The sequence below is a fragment of the Magnetococcales bacterium genome (assembly GCA_015231755.1).
Lineage (GTDB): Bacteria > Pseudomonadota > Magnetococcia > Magnetococcales > Magnetaquicoccaceae > Magnetaquiglobus.
The window spans coordinates 98,729-115,161 of the sequence record JADGAZ010000001.1; the positions used below are offsets into that span (position 1 = coordinate 98,729).

Sequence of the window (16,433 nt, forward strand, 5' to 3'; positions counted from 1 at the left end):
AGACCGGCAGGGGATGGGTGACATGGTTAACGAAGAGAAGTTGTCTTCCCAGGAATTTGGCAAGAAAAGAAACCACCGTCTGGTCGAAACCATCGACCGTTTGTTGCACATGAAGGCCACGGCCAATTTGCAAAAATTGTTGATGCGGATCATTCCGGCGGATCTGGCCAAGGTGATGGAGAGTTTCCCCGGGGATGAGGCCCGTGAGATTTTCATGAGCATCCCGGATGTTCTGCACGCGGCCCTGGTGTTGAAGGAGGTGCCGGTCTTTTTGCAGCAGACCATCCTGTCGGAGAGTCCGCCCACCGATGTGCTGCCCATTCTGGAAAAGCTGGCACCGGATACCCGTGCGGACTTGATCGCCCTGCTGGAGCCGGAGTTGGCCTCCCGCTATCTGGGCAAGATGGATATCCAGATCCAGCGGGACTTGAAAAGCCTGATGCAATATGCCCCGGACACCGCCGGTGGTTTGATGACCTCCCAGTTTTTCGCCCTGCCCGAGGCGACCACCGTGGCCGAGGCCATCGAGTCGGTGCGTGGTCTGGCGGCCTATGAGATGGTGTTTTATCTGTATGTGGTGGATGCGGATGGCCGTCTTACCGGGGTCAGTTCCTTGCGCCAGTTGCTGTTGGCCAATCCGGACTCCACCTTGGAACGGATGATGAACAAAAAGGTGGTCAAGGTGCGGGCCGATGCGCCCCAATCCGAAGTGGCCGATGTGGTGGGACGTTACCGTCTGCTGGCCGTACCGGTGGTGGATGACTCCGGCATTGTGCTGGGATTGGTCACGGTCGATGATGTCATGGACGTGATGGAGCAGGAGACTACCGACGAACTGCTCAAGGTGGCGGGTACCAGTTCCTCGGAGATCGATGTCCTTTCGCCCTGGAAAATTTTTCGCATCCGTCTGCCTTGGATGATGGCCTCGTTCGCCGGCGGCCTGATGTGCAGCCTGATCGTCAATTATTTTGACCACGATCTCACCCGCGCCTTGATCCTGACCGCCTTTTTGCCATTGATCCTGGGGTTGTCCGGCACCTTCGGCACCGTGATCGCCACCGTGGTCTCCCGTACCCTCTCTGCGGATGTGCTGTCGGCGGGTCAATATTTCGTTCTGGTGTGGCGCGAAGTGCGCACCGCCGTGATGATGGGGGGGTTGTACGGGGCTTTGGCCGGGGTGGTCTCCTGGGTGGCTTTTCAGGACCATGTGCTGACGCGGACCGTGGGATCGAGCATTCTGGTGAACATGGTCCTCGCGGCCCTGATCGCCACCGGTCTGCCTGGCATCTTCCGACGTTTTGGTGTGGATCCTTCCAAGGCCCAGGGGCCGATTGTGGTCATGGTGCTGGATGCGGTGGGGGTGACAGCCTACTTTTTCATCGCCACCCTTTTTCAGCAACAGGTGGGAGGCTGATCGATCATGGTTGCCGCATATCCTGTCATTCATGCCTGGCGGTTTGATGGTGTCGGGGGGGGCAAGCCCCTGACATGGTCGGAGATTCAGGCCTCCAACGTCACCAAACTGCAACCGTTCTGGCTGTATCTCAACCGCAACTCCGATACCGCCACCCACTGGATCCAGGGTCGCTCCGGGGTGGAGCACAGTGCCGTCAAGGCGTTGATGGCCAGCGAAACCAGACCCCGTTGTTCCCGGTTCAACGATGGCGCGGTCTTGTTGTTGCGCAGCGTCAACGAAAACGAAGGACACGATTTCCACGACATGGTGGCGTTGCGCCTGTGGGTGGATGCCACGGGGGTGGTGAGCCTGCGTGGACGGCGCATGTATTTTGTCGAAGAGGTCTATCACGCCCTGGAAAACGGTAACGGCCCCAAAACCCCGGCGGAACTGCTGGTGACCTTCCTGGAACGGCTGACCGCCCGCATGGAACCGATTCTGGAACATATGCGCTCCCAGATCGAGGAGTTGGAGGCTTATACCCTCACCGAGCGGGATCCCTACGAGGCCCGCCGCGACGGACCCCGGATCCGTCAGCAACTGGGGCGTTTGCGGGTGGCGGCGGTGGCCATGCGTCGTTATCTGTCGCCGCAAAAAGAGGCCATCACTCGGCTGATGAGCGAAGAGTTTCCCTGGATGGGGCCGGAATACAAACCCCGTCTTCACGAGGTGATCAACGAAACCACCCGTCACATGGAAGACCTGGACGAAATTCGCGATACCGCCGGGATCATTCAAGACTCGGTGGCCAACGTGGTCAACGAAGGTTTGAATGACCTGTTGTTCAAATTGACCATGATGTCGGCCTTTTTCATGCCCCTGTCGTTTGTGGTGGGGTGGTTTGGCAGCAATGTCAGCGGGTTGTATCTCAACACGGACAGCGCCTGGTTTCCCACCGAGCATGGATTCACCATGGAAGGAATCATTCTGGTGGTGATCGGCGTGATCGAGGTGTGGTTTTTCAAGCGACTCAAGTGGCTGTAGCGGAGGTGGGGGGATGAGTGTCTCGGGTGCGGATTCCGGCGACAACCCGCAGCGTGGCTTGCCCAGGCGCAAGGCGGTGGCCTTGCGCTATCAACGCAACCAGGACACCGCCCCCCGTGTCACCGCCTCCGGACGGGGATTGATCGCCGAAACCATCATGAAAAAAGCCCGGGAGGCGGGCATTCCCCTCATGGAGGATCCGGATCTGGTCAATCTTTTGGGCAAGGTTGCCGTCGGCGATGCCATTCCGCCCACCCTTTACAAGGCCGTGGCCGAGGTGTTGGCCTACGTCTACCGCATGAACAAAAGCTTCCCGGTTTGAACCGGGCATGATAGACTCCCCAGCTTGATACTCATTTATTCGCGGAGGCGTTCATGGCCAAGGAGAAACGGTTCTTTCCAATGGGATGCGACGCGATTTCCGGTGATCTCACGGTGCGGCTCGACCAGTTGTATCAGCGTCACGCCTCTTTGGTGGGGCGTCTGGACGAATTGGAACGCACCACCCGCGAACGTCTGGAACACTTTTCCGCCACGCTTCCCCGACAGCTCGACGAACTGACCATCCGGCAGGAGCGGTTGATGCGCATGGCCGAAGAGCAGGAGGAGGAGAGCAACCGTATTTTCGCCAATCAGAACGATCTGCTCCACTCTCTCAACGACACCCTCACCGATATCCATGAGCGCATCCATCAACTGGCCGCACGTCAGGAAGTGCTGATGCGTCGGGTTGATGTCACGGACGGTTCGGAGTAGGATTGAAAGTTGCAAAGATTTTGGCACTGGTTTTACTCCTGGATCCCTTTTGACGCGCTGGTACTCCGAAATCATGACCGAATCGACCCAACCCGCAGACTTCATTCGCGACATCATCGCCCACGACCTGGCAACCCGGGTCAACGACGGACGCCTTCAGACCCGTTTTCCACCCGAACCCAATGGCTATTTGCACATTGGCCATGCCAAGTCCATTTGTCTGAATTTTGGCGTGGCGGCGGAGAATCCGGGAGGGAAATGCAATCTGCGTTTCGATGACACCAATCCGGAAAAAGAGGATGTGGAGTATGTGGACTCCATCCAGGAGGATGTGCGCTGGTTGGGATTCGACTGGGAGGAGCGCAAGTTCTACGCTTCCGATTATTTCGAGCCGCTTTATCAGTTTGCCGAGGAGTTGATCCTCAAGGGCAAGGCGTATGTCTGCGACCTGTCCGCCAACGACATGCGGGAATACCGGGGCACTCTGACCGAACCGGGGCGGGAGAGTCCTTTTCGGGACCGGTCGGTGGCAGAGAATCTGGATCTGTTCCGGCGCATGCGTGCCGGGGAATTTCCGGATGGCGCCCGGGTGCTGCGCGCCCGGATCGACATGGCCTCTCCCAACATGAACATGCGGGATCCCGCCTTGTATCGGATCCGTCGGGTGGAACATCACCGTACCGGCATGGCTTGGCTGATCTATCCCACCTATGACTATGCCCACGGGATTTCCGACGCTTTGGAGTGTGTCACCCACTCCTTGTGTACCTTGGAGTTCGAGGATCATCGACCGCTGTACGACTGGATCCTGGACCAGTTGGATCTGCCCTGTCGGCCACGTCAGATTGAGTTTTCCCGTCTGTCGTTGGAATACACGGTGATGAGCAAGCGCAAGCTGAACGCTTTGGTCCAATCCGGGGTGGTGTCCGGCTGGGACGATCCCCGCATGCCCACCATTTCCGGGCTGCGGCGTCGGGGTTACACCCCGGAGGCGATTCGGGAGTTTTGTCGCTGTATCGGCATTTCCAAGTCTCCGAACCGGGTGGAACACGCCCTGTTGGAAAACTGTCTGCGCAGCGATCTGGAAACCCGTTCCCCCCGGACCATGGCGGTGCTGCGTCCCTTGAAGGTGGTGATCGACTCTTTGCCCGAAGGTTATGAAGAGGCTTTGACGGTCCCGGTTCATCCCCAGAATGAGGACATGGGGCGGCGGACGATCCATTTCACCCGGGAAATTTTCATCGAACAGGAGGATTTCCGCGAATCCGCCCCCAAGCAGTACAAACGGTTGGTGGCCGGCGGGGAGGTGCGTTTGCGCAACGCCTATGTGATTCGTTGCCGCGAGGTGGTGAAGGATCCGGTCAGCGGCGAGATTTGCGAACTGCGTTGTGATCACGATCCCGCCACCCTCAACGCCAATCCCGTGGGACGCAAGGTGCAGGGGGTGATCCATTGGGTCTCCGCCTCCCGTTGCGTGAGCGGCGAGGTACGGCTTTACGCCCCTTTGTTCACCATGCCCGAACCGGATGGCTTGAAAGGGGAGATCGTGGAACATGTCAATCCCGACTCCATCGAGGTGTTGACCGGATGTCGGTTTGAACCGGAGTTGGCCGAGGCCGATGGGATTTTGCCCTATCAGTTCGAGCGGTTGGGATATTTCCATCGGGATCGGGATGCGGTGCCGGGCAGTCCGGTGTTCAATCGCGCCGTGAGTCTGCGTGACGCTTGGTCCAAGATCGAGCAGCGTTCGGTAAAAGCAACCGTTTGAGCCGGAGGAGGTTACCCCTGCCATCCGCGCTGTAGCCTTTGTTTGCAGAAGGTCACGCCTTGTTTCTCCCCCACCCGGGAATCTTTTCTGATTTTTCGGGTGGGGCGTTTTCCGCCGCTCCACTTTCCGCTTTTCCATTTCCGCCTCGTTGAGTTCACGTGTTTCCGGTTCAGTTTCAGTTTCATATGGCCTGTATTGTGCAAGATACCCCTTCGTCACAGTCGTGAATCCGGGTTGACCTGTGTTGGCAATCGGGATCATGCAGGCGGATTGACGAGGTTTGTCGGTTTTTTGACATTTTGAACAGGCTCTGGGGTAAGGACAATGAAACTTGACATTTCGACCGTCATTGGCATGTTGATCGGAGCATTGATCATTATCGGCTTGATGGGGCACAATATCGGTTTGTTCTGGAGTATGCATGCGACCATTGTCGTTATTGGTGGCCTGATTGCGAGTACATTCATCAAGTTCAATATCGAAGATATCATGAATACCGCGGGTATCCTTTCCAAGTTGTTCAAGGTGCCCAAGGAACATCCCAAAGAGATCATCGAGCAGATTGTCAACTGCTCCAATATTGCCCGCAAGGAGGGGATCCTGGCCCTGGAAAAGGTGCAGATTCACAATCCGGTGTTGAAAACCGCCATCACCTTTTGCGTCGATGGGGTGGATCCGGTCTATCTGCGGGAGATGATGACCAAAGAGCTGGAATACATGCAGATTCGTCACCACGTGGGGGTGGTGATGTTTGAAAGTATGGGTGAGGCCGGACCGGCCATGGGTATGGTGGGTACGTTGGTGGGTATGGTGGAGTTGCTGTCCAACTTGAGCAACCCGGACGCTATCGGACCTTCGATGGCCACGGCCCTCCTCGCCACCATGTACGGCGCCATCGTCGCCAACCTGATCGTGATTCCGTTCGGCATCAAGCTGCATCATTACAGTACCCATGAGGGGGTCATTTACGAGTTGGTCATGGATGGCGTGCAGGGGATTCAACGTGGCGTCAATCCCCGGATCCTGGAAAAGTCCCTGATTTCGGCTCTTTCCCGCAAGCACCGCGAGATGATGGTCTGACGGACCTCTCCAGATTATAAGGATGCCGGACCATGGCCAAAAAATGCCCCACATGCAAAAAAGGAACACCGCTCTGGTTCATCTCCTGGGCGGATATGGCCACGCTGTTGCTGTGTTTGTTCGTGATTCTGTTTTCCATGTCCACGGTGAACGCCACCAAGTTCAAGAAACTCCAAGGCACCATGCGTCACGCCTTTGGCTTGAACAGTTCGGAGCAGGTCAATCCGGTGGGTGGCGACAGTCTGGTCAGTGTGGACTTTCAGCAGGAGATCAAGCTGGTGCAGTTGGTCGAGAAGCTGGAGTTGATGGTCAACAACTTGGTGGACAATGGCGAGGCGGAACTGCGGGAGAGCGAATCGGGCATCTTCCTGAAACTGGCCAAAAAGAGCCTGTTCAAACCCAAGACCCTGGAAATCCATCCGGACGCCAAGTTGAAGTTGAGTCAGATTGCCAACATGTTGCAAAGTTTGCGCAATGAAATCCAGGTGACCGGCTTTCCCGACCCCGCACCGCCCCCGCCTCTGGCGGGTCTGTTGAATCCCTGGGCCGCCGGCATGGTGGAAGCCCAGGCGGTGGCTGAATATCTGATCGGTGAAGGGGGTATCGACCCCAGACGGGTCCGGGTGGTTTCGCCGGCCAAGAAACTGGGTGAGGTGCCGGGGGAACGGCATGACGCCTCCCATTATCTGGTGGAAATCGGAGTGATGCGGACTTCCGAGGTGCGGGGAGCGGGTGACGCGTCGGCTCCGGGTGACAACTGATCTCCTTGATAGGGGTGCATGAGAATGGCTGAACAGGTGCCGGTCCACAAGGAACGGAAAAATCGACGCAAAACAGCGTACAATCCGGCAAGCAATCCGCTGTTGTGGTGCAAGTGGGTGGGCTATTTGTTCTGGTCCATGGCCATGTATTTCGCCCAGTTGGCCAAGCCACCGGATGAGTCGTTCTTTCATCGGCTCATGGAGATGGGGGTAGCCAAACACTGGAATCGGGACTTGATGACCCTGAGCTGGTTCTTCATGTGGCTGACGGTGCTGGTGGCCCTGGGCGGTCTGCTGCTCAATGGCATGCGGTTGCGGCGCCGGGATGATCGGATGAGTGTTGGTTTGATGATTCTGGTGGTGTTGACCCTGTTTGCCATGGCCAGACTCCCATCCGGCAATCCCATCGGGGTGTTTCTGTCGCATCTGTGATGGTTGGATTGATTCTTGCTTGAAGGCAGGTCAAGCGTCAAGCAGGAAGGATTTTCGGTTCAGGGTTTGGGGTGGCCCTGGACCGAAAATCATCTCTACACAAGGAAACCGATCACCCTTTCGCACGGGAGGAGCCATGCAGGACATGCGTACCGGTCAAAAATTGGAGGAGGGTTCCAAGTTCACGGTTAAGGTTCTCAACGCCCTGTATGTGGGGGGAGCCTATGGTTTGATTGGGATGGCCGTGGTTCAGGTCATGATTCTGGTCTCCTGGATTCGGCATTAGAGGGTTAAGAGTGCTCGTTCGGGCACTGGTTCCGGCTTGATTCCCCGTTTTTTCTTTCCAGCAGTTTCAGTAAGATAAAGATGTTTTCCAACAGTGGCATCGTCGATCCGACCGAGTGCGCGGCTTTTATGGCCGCGCCAAGGATCGCGTCGAGTTCCATCCGTCGGCCTGCCATATGGTCTTGCGCCATGGTGGTGTGATAGGGCGCCACGGAACGGGTGGCCGCCAGATGATCATCGATCAGGGTATCCGGCAAGGGGTGGCCCAGGGCTCTGGCAACCCCGATCACCTCTTGCATGAGGGTGCGGATCAGTTTTTCCCCTTCGGGCAGGGCGAGCATGGCGTGGGTGGTGATATCCCCGGCCAATACCGACACCGGATTGAACGCCGCGTTCCAGACCAGTTTGGTCCAGCGCGCCCTGGCCGGGGAGTCGGTGACTTGACAGGGGACTCCCCCGGCCTGGAACAACGATTCTAGACGCCGCACCGCCGGAGAGATCCCTTCGGGATGACGCCCCAGGGTGATCTTGCCGTGACACAGATGTTGAATGTGTCCGGGAGTCGTGCGTTGCAGGCAGACAAAGGCCAGACCCGCGATGATTTCATGGTTCGGGAAGGCTTGCTGGACCGGCTCTTCGGCCCCCAGGCCGTTTTGTACCATGATGATGACGGTATTGGGTCCCACAGCCGGACGGATGATCTCCGCCACCGGCTGACCGGGCAGCGCCTTCATGGCCACCAGCAGAAAATCCGGAGTGTCGCAGGCTTCGACCCGGTTGGTGACCCGGTAGGGGCGAAACAAAAACGATCCATTCAGACTGTCGATGTGGATACCGTGTTGTCTGACGGTGTCAAAATCGGAACGGTGTACCGTGGTGACCTGCGCTCCGGCCCTGGCCAGGGCGGCCCCGTAGAATCCCCCCACCGCCCCGGTGCCCACGATCAGCACCGTGGGGGGGGATGGGGGATCTTGAGACTTTTCTGGATGTTTGTCGCCGGGGGGTGTATCGTGCTGTTTCATGTCCAATCCTTTTTTATGGGGGAGTCAACCAGGATGAAACAAGTTATGTGTTGGGGTGTGGGGCTGGCGGTTTTGCTTCTGGGAGCGCAATCCGTCTGGGCGGCGGATCCGGTCAAGGGCAAGGCGCTGCACGATGCCAGTTGTACCAGCGGATGTCATGCGGCCAAGGGCAAGGGGGATCCCAATGCCTTGTATCAGCGTCCGGGACGCAAGGACTCTTTGGAGAAATTGAAGGCTCAGGTGGCCTTTTGCAATCAGCAGGCGCTTCAATCCAAATGGTTCCCGGAAGATGAGGCGGATGTGGTCGCCTATCTCAACGCAACGTTTTATCATTTCAAATGACGTTGCAGGATCGCTTCGTCTGCGGGTGAAAAGGCCACCAGGGTCACGTGCAATCCGGCTTCCGGAAACCGGGCGAAAAAGTGTCGGATCGTCTGGATGGCGATACGGGCGGCATCCTCCTTGGGAAAACCATACACCCCGGTGCTGATGCCGGGAAAGGCGATCCGGCGGGCGTCGTGTTCCACCGCCAGTTCCAGGCAGCGACGATAACAACGGGCCAGATTGCCTTCCGGGTCGGGGTCGGAGTGATGGATGGGGCCGGCGGTGTGGATCACCAGACGGGCGGGCAGTTGTCCACCTGTGGTCACCACCGCCTCTCCCATGGGCAGACCATCCGGAAAGCGGGTTTGGCGGATCTGTCGGCACGCCTCCAGAATGGCGACTCCTCCGGCCCGATGGATGGCCCCGTCCACACCCCCGCCACCCAGCAGCGAGGCGTTGGCCGCGTTGACGATGGCATCCACCGCCAGTCGGGTGATGTCTCCGGTGAGGGTCTGGAGGGTGTTCACGTCCGGGGATCCTGGACGGTTGGGGCGGTCCGGAGCCACTCCTGAATGAAACCGGCCACCCGCCGGGGATCGTTCAGGGGCAGCATGGGCAGGTGGGTGGTCAGTTCCGGGTCGTCCGTGGCCACGGCCACAACCTGTTTGAGACTTTGGTGCAGGGCATGGACTCCGGCCTCGCGGCGTACCATGACGATTTTTGCGTGCGCCTCCTCCTTGTAGCCTTCCACCACAATCAGATCATGACCGATCAGACGCTCCACCTGTTGGGCCAGGGTGGGTTCCGGAAGGTGATGCAGATCCTGGATCATGAACCAACGTTCGGGACAGGCGAACAGCACGGTTTGCGCCCCGGCTTGCCGGAAGCGGTGGGTATCCTTGCCGGGAATGTCCGGGTCGGCGGGGTGGTGTCCATGTTTGATGGCCGCCACCTTCAGGCCTGAAGCCACCAGATGGGTGATCACCTGTTCCAAAAGGGTGGTCTTTCCGGTACCGCTCGGGGCCACGAAACCGATGACCGGGGGGAGTGTGGGCATGAAAGCTTCCTTTTTCAACCGCCGCTGACCGGGGGGAAGATGGCGATTTCGTCTCCATCGGCAACCGGATCCGTCGGGCGGGCATGGGTTTGGTTGACCGCCACCCGCAAGGCGGGATGGGCCAGGGCCGAGGCGTGGACTTCATCCCGTGTCTTGAGAAAATCCAGCAGCGCTTGCACCGTGACCACCTCGGGGGGCAGGGGGAGGGTCTCGGATGAAACGCCGATCTTCTCCCGTACCCAGGAAAAATAGAGCAGTCTGGCCATGTTGGTTCGGAGACTCCGGGCTGGGGATGCCATCGTTTTCGACGGATTGTACCCTGAAGCCCGGAGGGGATTCAATGGCGCGGATGGTGTTGGCGACGGCTGGAGTGTCGGATCAAAACGGTTCGAACTCTTCGTCCTGTTTGTCGTGGGGGGCTTCAGGTCCACCGATGGCCAAGCGTCGGGCGTGGTGGGGGGGAGTCATGGTATAGTGCTGCGAGGCGAACGGTGAGGCGATCGGCGTCAGGGGGGCCAACAGATTGGTCGGCGGCGCATGAACCGGGGGGAGCGGTGGGGTGTTCGCCAAGGTTTCGGCCCGCAGGGCGCTTTCCTTGAGGGTGGCCAGTTCCGCTGCCATTTCCTGGGAGGCCTTGGTTTGGTTGGCGAGGGTTGCCGCCATCTCTTTGAAGATTTCGGTCTGGGTGGTCAGAGCGACCGTCATTTCCTTGGAAGTTTCGGTCTGGGCGGTCAGCAGGGTTTCCAGCCGGGCGATTTCCGTTTGGCGGGTTTCGTGGGTGTCGGCGAGCATGCGGGTCAGGCGGGATTGCCAGTCGGCTTGATCCCGGAGCGTGCTGCGGCGCATCCACAGGCCTGCCCCGAGCACGCCGCAGCCGCTTCCCAAAGCGAGAATCACCAGATTCAGGGCTCCTTGCAAACGGTCCAACGTCCCGGTCAGGTCCGGGTCGGGGTTGGTGACCCCGACCTGAATCCAGAGACGTTGCAACTGGGTCAGCAGATCGTCCAGCGTGGCCATGGCCACGCCCAGGCCCGCGCCCCCCAACAGCAAAAGGAGCGCGAGCCCTGGCAGAATCCGGTTCAAGCTCAGAACTCCACAGCCAGTTTGACCGTGCCGGTATTGGCCGTGTTGTTGGTGCCGGGCGCGGTGGAGATGTCGGTGGTGTTGTAGTCCTTGTCGTGCATCCATTCCATGGCGAGGGTGGTGTGGTCGTAGATGCCCATGGAAAAGCCAACCATGAGACGATTTTCCGGGAAGCCCAATCCGCCCCCCAGACCCAACGCCTCCTCACTGCCCTGCCAGGCGCCGGCGATGGTGGTCTCCTTGCCCATCATCGTAAAGCCGTAGCCGGCTTCCAGATTCCAGGCGCTCGGTTTGGCCCCGCCGCCGTTCCAGGCCAACTCCGTCGGAGCGAAGCGGTCCAGAGCCGTGATGTATTCGCCGATCAGGGTGAAACCGGAAAAGCCCACCTGGGCATGCAAGCCGGCGCCGCCGATGTGCTGCTGCATGGCGTTCACCGTGGCAATCCGGGAGGTCAGCACTTCCGAGTCTTCCAGGGAGTTGATCAGACTGCCGCCGAAGTCGAAGGTCACTTCCCGGATCTTGCCGCCATAACCCAGATTGGCGCCGAACTGGTCGATGGTATCGTTGCCGCCGGCCTTCTGGGCGTTGCCGTTGAAGGCGTAGACCGAACCATACCCGCCTTTATGCTGGAAACCCACCTCCAGAACCGATTCCTTGGTTTCGCCAAGCTGCATGGTGAGGGGGTCGCTGATCAGGTTGGTGGTGAATTTGCCAAAGGGTACGGTTTTGCGTCCGGCGGTCAGATAGAGGGGCTGACGTTCCGTGTCTCCGAGGGTGATGGTGGCTTCATCCACATCCACGAAGGCGGTATCGGGGGCGTTGTAGGGTTCTTCGTGCAAGAAGACGATGCGACCGGTCACCATGTCGGCGATCTTGACATCGATCCCCAGTTTTACGGTATCGATGACCACATCACTGGTGGCGGCGTTCTTGAACGTCTCGACCGTATTGGCCCGCACATCCACCGCACCGCTCAAGGTGATGCGATCCGACCAGTTCAAGCCTTCTTTTTTGGGAGGCTCTTTGCCGGCTTCCGCCGCCTGAGGTGCGGCCTGAGGCGGGGGCGCGGCTTGCTGAGGAGCCGGGGCGCTTTTCTGCGACTGGAGTTCCTGCCTCAATCCGTTGATTTCTTGTTGCTGTTGCTGGAGCATTTTCCACATTTCTTCCCGCGAGGGCAGATCCGCGGCCATGGCGACCGAGGCGGTCCCCATCAGGGCGGTCGCGGCCAGAAGCGCAGGGGTGGTTCTTTTGTGCATGGTCAATCCTTTTGGACAGTTGTGAGTGTCAACGCACACGCACGGTTGGAAGGTGGATCATGAAAGCCCTTAGAAGGTGTATCGGGTCGATTGGCGATGGTCTCAAGGGCGTTTTTCCGCGTCGCTGATCCATGTATAGGCCTCATCCCGGCTTCCGGTGGGGCAACCGGAGCAACCGGATTGACAAGAACCTGAAATTTTTATCATTTTTACTTTTCCTTTACGCATCCAGTGGGAGAGCCTGTCGCGTACCGTTGCAGGGTCCATTTGCAAATGCTGCGCCAGTTCTTCCATGGCGACCACCTCCCGTCCCTGGAGACAGGTTTTGATATCGTTCAATGTGGCCATGAGAGGGCCTCCTTGTTGGGTTGGATCTGGAGTGGGAGCGCCATGCCGGCGGGTCTGGAGGAGAGTCGGCGCATCATTCCCACCACCAGTATCCAAAAGAGCGCCAGGGCGGCAATCCAGGCCAGAGAGGATCCCGGATGACGCGCCAGGGTGCCGATCTGGTAAAACAGGGTCGCAGCACTCCAGGCCACGCCCGTGGTCCAGGCGGCGGCGAACAGGGTCCATTTCCAGCCGGTCTCTTGATAAATGGCGGAAGTGGCTGCCACACAAGGAAAATACAGCAGAACAAACAGCATGTAGGCGAACGCTCCGATGGTGCCGTCAAACAGCCGGGTCATGGCCCCCAGGGTTCCGGTGGTGACCTTGCCCGCTTTGGCCGCCTCCTCCAGGTTTTCGAAGGAGTCAACCCGCAGCTTGAGGGGATCCGCGAGGGTTTTGCCCAGTTCAGAGAATTTTCCCCCGATGGAGGCCACGGCTTCTTCGGCCTTGGCCATGAGATCGAAGGATTTTTTCTCTTCGTTTGCGTTTTCCTGTCCGCTCATCTGGTTGTAGAGAGCATCCAGGGCGCCGATGACCGCCTCTTTGGCGAAGATGCCGATGAACAGTCCCACCGTGGCGGGCCAATTCTCCTCTTGGATGCCCATGGGGGTGAAAACCGGGGTGATCTGGCGACCGATCTGGCTCAACACCGATTTTTCCTGATTGGTGTTGCCAAAACTGCCGTCGGTACCCATGGAGTTGAGCAGGCTCAAGACCATGATGACCGGAATCAACACCTGGCCGGCGCGGGTGACGAACCCCCGCAACCGGTTGGCGGCATGTCTGAGTACCGCTCCAGGGGCCGGGAGATGATACAAAGGCAGTTCCATGATGAAGGGGGACGGTTCACCCCGCAGCAGGGTGTTTTTGAGGATCAGACCGGTCAGAATGGCGAAGCCCACCCCTGCCAGATACAGAAAGAACACCACATTCTGTCCGCCCTGGGGAAAGAAGGCGGCCACGAACAGGGCGTAGACCGGCATGCGGGCGCCGCAGGACATGAAGGGGTTCATCAGGATGGTCAGGATGCGGTCCCTTGGGTTTTCCAGGGTTCTGGCGCCGAGAATCGCCGGCACGTTGCACCCGAAACCCACCATCATCGGAATGAAGGCCTTGCCGGGCAGGCCGATGAACCGCAACAGCCGATCCAGGATGAAGGCCGCCCGGGCCATGTAGCCCGAATCCTCCAGCCACGACAGGAACAAGAACATGAATCCGATGGGGGGAATGAAGGTGGACAGCGTTTGAATGCTGCCACCCAGGCCATCCGCCAGCACGGTGATCAGCCAGTCCGGGGCGTGGGCCCATTGCAACAGTTCCCGGGTGCCTTCGACAAAGATCGCGCCGAACAGAATGTCGAAGAAATCGATGAAGGTGCCCCCCAGATTGATGGTGAACATGAACATTCCGTACAACACCGCCAGAAAGATGGGAATGCCCAGCAGTCGATGCAGCAGAATGGCATCCAGTCGATCGGTCAGGGCGTGGGAGGCCACGCCCCGGTGTCCCACCGCTTGCGCCATGATCCGGTCGATCACCCGATAGCGGGCGTCGGCCACCAGAATGTCGGGTTCGTCGCCGGAACTCTCTTCCAAGCTGTCCCGCCAGGGGGTGGCCAGCGCGGCGTATTCCGACTCCCGGAACAGGGCGGGGGCGCCCCCATCCCCTTCGATCAGTTTGAGGGCGATCCAGCGGGGATCCATCCGGGCATGACGCGCCGCCGGTTCCAACCCGGGGATCAGAGCGTCGATGGCCCGGGACAACGCTTCCGGAAGCTCTGGTCGGTTGGGCAGGGTGGGGGTCTCCCGGGCGGTCTCATGGGCGATGACCTGACGCAAGGCTTCCAGTCCGGTGCGTTTTTTGGCTACCACCGCCACCACCGGACAGCCCAGCATTCGGGAGAGGGCTTCCGGATCCAGCACGATTTGCCGCTCATCAGCCACGTCCATCATGTTCAGGACCACCATCAGGGGAACCCGCATCTCCATGAGTTGCAGGGTCAGATAGAGATTGCGTTCCAGATTGGAGGCGTCCAGAATGTTGACGATCAGGTCGTGCTGCCCGGAGAGGATGAAATCCCGGGCCACCTGTTCGTCTGGGGAGTGGGCCGCCAGAGAGTAGACCCCCGGCAGATCCACCACCGTGATCTCCCGGTCGTTGTCCAAGCGACAGATCCCCTCTTTGCGTTCCACGGTCACCCCCGGCCAGTTGCCCACGGTCTGTTGGCTGCCGGTCAGACGGTTGAACAGGGTGCTTTTGCCGCAGTTGGGATTGCCGACAATCCCGATCACTCGATTGGTGTTCATTTTCAACCGATCCTTTCCACCAAAACGGCGCTGGCTTCGTCTTTGCGCAGCACCAGGGCAAATCCTTTCAGCAGAATTTCCACTGGATCCCCCATGGGCGCCATGCGGCGTACCTGCACGGTTTCTCCCCGGGTGACCCCCATGGCCAACAGGCGGGAGCGGTATGCGACGGATCCTTTGTTGTAACCGATGACGCGCGCTTGCGCGCCCACTTCCAGATCGCCAATGGTCATGGCTGTGTCTCCGTGATGAGGGGTTAACATGTGTTAAGACCATGCTAGCTGACGGGAGGTTCCGGAGTCAATAGAAATAATTCTCATTTGTATTTGTCTGCCGTAGGGCGGAATCGGGCCTCCATCCAGCCCCGATTCCGCCCCGGCTCCCCCGTTGGCGCATGCGCTGTTCATCCTTTGTTTGTGAGACCTTTCCGCGGTGCCGGACGGGTAGTATCATGGGGAGAATGCGGAATTGAAAAAAAAGCCTCGGGACGGGTGCATGGATCGAGGAGTCCATACTTGGCTGGCGTCTTCTTGAAGCAACCCCATTGTTTTTCCTCGCGTGATTTTGCATAGTGCCGGGCAACTCAAGGAGAGTGGGACTCAATGTTTGATCCACGGCTGGCATGGCCATAAATCAACCCCGGGCAAACTCCCGGCGGATCGGCGTGTTGGTGATCGGCGACATTTTCGGTCGTCCGGGTCGTCGGGCCATTGCCCGGCATCTGGAAGCCCTTAAAACGGCCTCCGGCGCCGAATTCGTCATCGCCAACGGCGAGAACGCCGCCGCCGGTGTGGGCATCACCCCGGATGTGGCCGACGAGCTGTTCAAGGCCGGTGTGGATGTGATCACCTCCGGCAACCACATCTGGCGCCACAAGGAGATTCAGGTGGCCCTGGCGGATCAAAAACGCCTGTTGCGTCCCTTGAACTTTCCCCCCGGTGCGCCGGGTCGGGGATTCGGGGTGTTCACCAGCCGCAGCGGGGCGCGCATCGGGGTGCTGAATCTGCAAGGCCGGGTCTTCATGGAAGATCTGGATTGCCCGTTTCGCGCCGCGGACGCGGTGCTGGACGCGAACCGGCTGGGACGGGACGTGGATCTTTGGATCGTGGACATGCACGCCGAAGCCTCTTCCGAAAAGACGGCTTTGGCGTTTCATCTGGATGGACGGGTGACGGCGGTGGTGGGTACCCATACCCATGTGCCCACTGCCGATCACCGGGTGCTCAAGCAGGGAACCGGATTCATCACCGATGTGGGCATGACCGGTTGTTACGATTCGATCATCGGCATGCAGGCCGAAACCGTGATGCCGAGATTCCTGACCAAACTGCCCACCCGTTTCGAGCCTGCCACGGGTGAGGGCATGTTGTGCGCGGTACTCGTCCGGGCTGATTTTCAGACCGGGCGCTGTCAAACCATCATCCCGGCCCGTGTCGGCGCGGGGTTGAGCGAAAGTTACTCATTTCAATAAGGATT

At 59.1% G+C, this 16,433-nt stretch carries 20 protein-coding genes; 11 read left to right on the forward strand and 9 right to left on the reverse strand.

Annotated elements, in window-relative coordinates; translation table 11 throughout:
* Nucleotides 1-22: 22 nt before the first annotated feature.
* The 9 genes from mgtE to HQL98_00505 all read left to right on the forward strand — a co-directional run bounded on the left by mgtE (nt 23) and on the right by HQL98_00505 (nt 7,523).
* Nucleotides 23-1,414, forward strand: a complete 1,392-nt coding sequence (gene mgtE / locus HQL98_00465; protein MBF0270533.1) for a magnesium transporter — start codon at nt 23-25, stop codon at nt 1,412-1,414.
* A gap of 6 nt (nt 1,415-1,420) precedes the next feature.
* A complete protein-coding gene (locus tag HQL98_00470; protein MBF0270534.1) occupies nt 1,421-2,440 on the forward strand; it encodes a hypothetical protein in 1,020 nt (339 codons plus the stop codon).
* A gap of 13 nt (nt 2,441-2,453) precedes the next feature.
* Entirely contained in the window at nt 2,454-2,762 is a 309-nt protein-coding gene (locus HQL98_00475; GenBank protein ID MBF0270535.1) for an EscU/YscU/HrcU family type III secretion system export apparatus switch protein, read from the forward strand.
* Nucleotides 2,763-2,815: 53 nt separating this feature from the next.
* Nucleotides 2,816-3,196 carry a hypothetical protein gene (locus HQL98_00480; protein MBF0270536.1) on the forward strand — a complete coding sequence of 127 codons (381 nt, stop codon included), beginning with the start codon at nt 2,816-2,818 and terminating at the stop codon, nt 3,194-3,196.
* Nucleotides 3,197-3,269: 73 nt separating this feature from the next.
* The gene (locus tag HQL98_00485; protein MBF0270537.1) at nt 3,270-4,964 is read left to right on the forward strand and encodes a glutamine--tRNA ligase/YqeY domain fusion protein; all 1,695 of its coding nucleotides are present in this window, start codon (nt 3,270-3,272) and stop codon (nt 4,962-4,964) included.
* 489 nt (nt 4,965-5,453) lie between these two features.
* Nucleotides 5,454-6,044, forward strand: a complete 591-nt coding sequence (locus HQL98_00490; protein ID MBF0270538.1) for a MotA/TolQ/ExbB proton channel family protein — start codon at nt 5,454-5,456, stop codon at nt 6,042-6,044.
* 32 nt (nt 6,045-6,076) lie between these two features.
* Complete coding sequence (locus tag HQL98_00495) at nt 6,077-6,805, forward strand: hypothetical protein (GenBank protein ID MBF0270539.1); 729 nt, start codon at nt 6,077-6,079, stop codon at nt 6,803-6,805.
* A gap of 18 nt (nt 6,806-6,823) precedes the next feature.
* Nucleotides 6,824-7,237 carry a hypothetical protein gene (locus tag HQL98_00500; protein ID MBF0270540.1) on the forward strand — a complete coding sequence of 138 codons (414 nt, stop codon included), beginning with the start codon at nt 6,824-6,826 and terminating at the stop codon, nt 7,235-7,237.
* A 136-nt stretch (nt 7,238-7,373) separates the two neighbouring features.
* A complete protein-coding gene (locus HQL98_00505; GenBank protein ID MBF0270541.1) occupies nt 7,374-7,523 on the forward strand; it encodes a hypothetical protein in 150 nt (49 codons plus the stop codon).
* A 4-nt stretch (nt 7,524-7,527) separates the two neighbouring features.
* On the opposite strand, the gene HQL98_00510 is transcribed toward HQL98_00505, so the two are convergent.
* Complete coding sequence (locus tag HQL98_00510) at nt 7,528-8,544, reverse strand: 2-dehydropantoate 2-reductase (protein MBF0270542.1); 1,017 nt, start codon at nt 8,542-8,544, stop codon at nt 7,528-7,530.
* 45 nt (nt 8,545-8,589) lie between these two features.
* Here HQL98_00510 and HQL98_00515 point away from each other — a divergent pair, with 45 nt between their 5' ends.
* The gene (locus HQL98_00515) at nt 8,590-8,886 is read left to right on the forward strand and encodes a hypothetical protein (protein MBF0270543.1); all 297 of its coding nucleotides are present in this window, start codon (nt 8,590-8,592) and stop codon (nt 8,884-8,886) included.
* Here HQL98_00515 and HQL98_00520 read toward each other — a convergent pair.
* From HQL98_00520 to HQL98_00555, 8 genes are all read right to left on the reverse strand, one after another.
* Entirely contained in the window at nt 8,874-9,395 is a 522-nt protein-coding gene (locus tag HQL98_00520) for an O-acetyl-ADP-ribose deacetylase (GenBank protein MBF0270544.1), read from the reverse strand. The two genes, HQL98_00515 and HQL98_00520, sit on opposite strands and share 13 nt — an antisense overlap.
* Nucleotides 9,392-9,925 (reverse strand): molybdopterin-guanine dinucleotide biosynthesis protein B, encoded by a 534-nt coding sequence (gene mobB, locus HQL98_00525; protein ID MBF0270545.1) that lies wholly within the window; start codon nt 9,923-9,925, stop codon nt 9,392-9,394. The genes HQL98_00520 and mobB overlap by 4 nt, the downstream gene beginning before the upstream one ends.
* Before the next feature lie 14 nt (nt 9,926-9,939).
* Nucleotides 9,940-10,191, reverse strand: coding sequence for a molybdopterin converting factor subunit 1 (gene moaD, locus HQL98_00530; GenBank protein MBF0270546.1), 252 nt, complete (start codon nt 10,189-10,191; stop codon nt 9,940-9,942).
* 112 nt (nt 10,192-10,303) lie between these two features.
* The gene (locus tag HQL98_00535) at nt 10,304-11,008 is read right to left on the reverse strand and encodes a hypothetical protein (protein MBF0270547.1); all 705 of its coding nucleotides are present in this window, start codon (nt 11,006-11,008) and stop codon (nt 10,304-10,306) included.
* Nucleotides 11,009-11,010: 2 nt separating this feature from the next.
* Nucleotides 11,011-12,264 carry an LbtU family siderophore porin gene (locus HQL98_00540; GenBank protein ID MBF0270548.1) on the reverse strand — a complete coding sequence of 418 codons (1,254 nt, stop codon included), beginning with the start codon at nt 12,262-12,264 and terminating at the stop codon, nt 11,011-11,013.
* 102 nt (nt 12,265-12,366) lie between these two features.
* Entirely contained in the window at nt 12,367-12,612 is a 246-nt protein-coding gene (locus tag HQL98_00545) for a hypothetical protein (protein ID MBF0270549.1), read from the reverse strand.
* Nucleotides 12,600-14,957 (reverse strand): Fe(2+) transporter permease subunit FeoB, encoded by a 2,358-nt coding sequence (gene feoB, locus HQL98_00550; protein MBF0270550.1) that lies wholly within the window; start codon nt 14,955-14,957, stop codon nt 12,600-12,602. The genes HQL98_00545 and feoB overlap by 13 nt, the downstream gene beginning before the upstream one ends.
* A gap of 2 nt (nt 14,958-14,959) precedes the next feature.
* Complete coding sequence (locus tag HQL98_00555; GenBank protein MBF0270551.1) at nt 14,960-15,190, reverse strand: ferrous iron transport protein A; 231 nt, start codon at nt 15,188-15,190, stop codon at nt 14,960-14,962.
* A 425-nt stretch (nt 15,191-15,615) separates the two neighbouring features.
* Here HQL98_00555 and HQL98_00560 point away from each other — a divergent pair, with 425 nt between their 5' ends.
* Complete coding sequence (locus HQL98_00560) at nt 15,616-16,428, forward strand: TIGR00282 family metallophosphoesterase (GenBank protein MBF0270552.1); 813 nt, start codon at nt 15,616-15,618, stop codon at nt 16,426-16,428.
* The last annotated feature ends 5 nt before the right edge of the window (nt 16,429-16,433 follow it).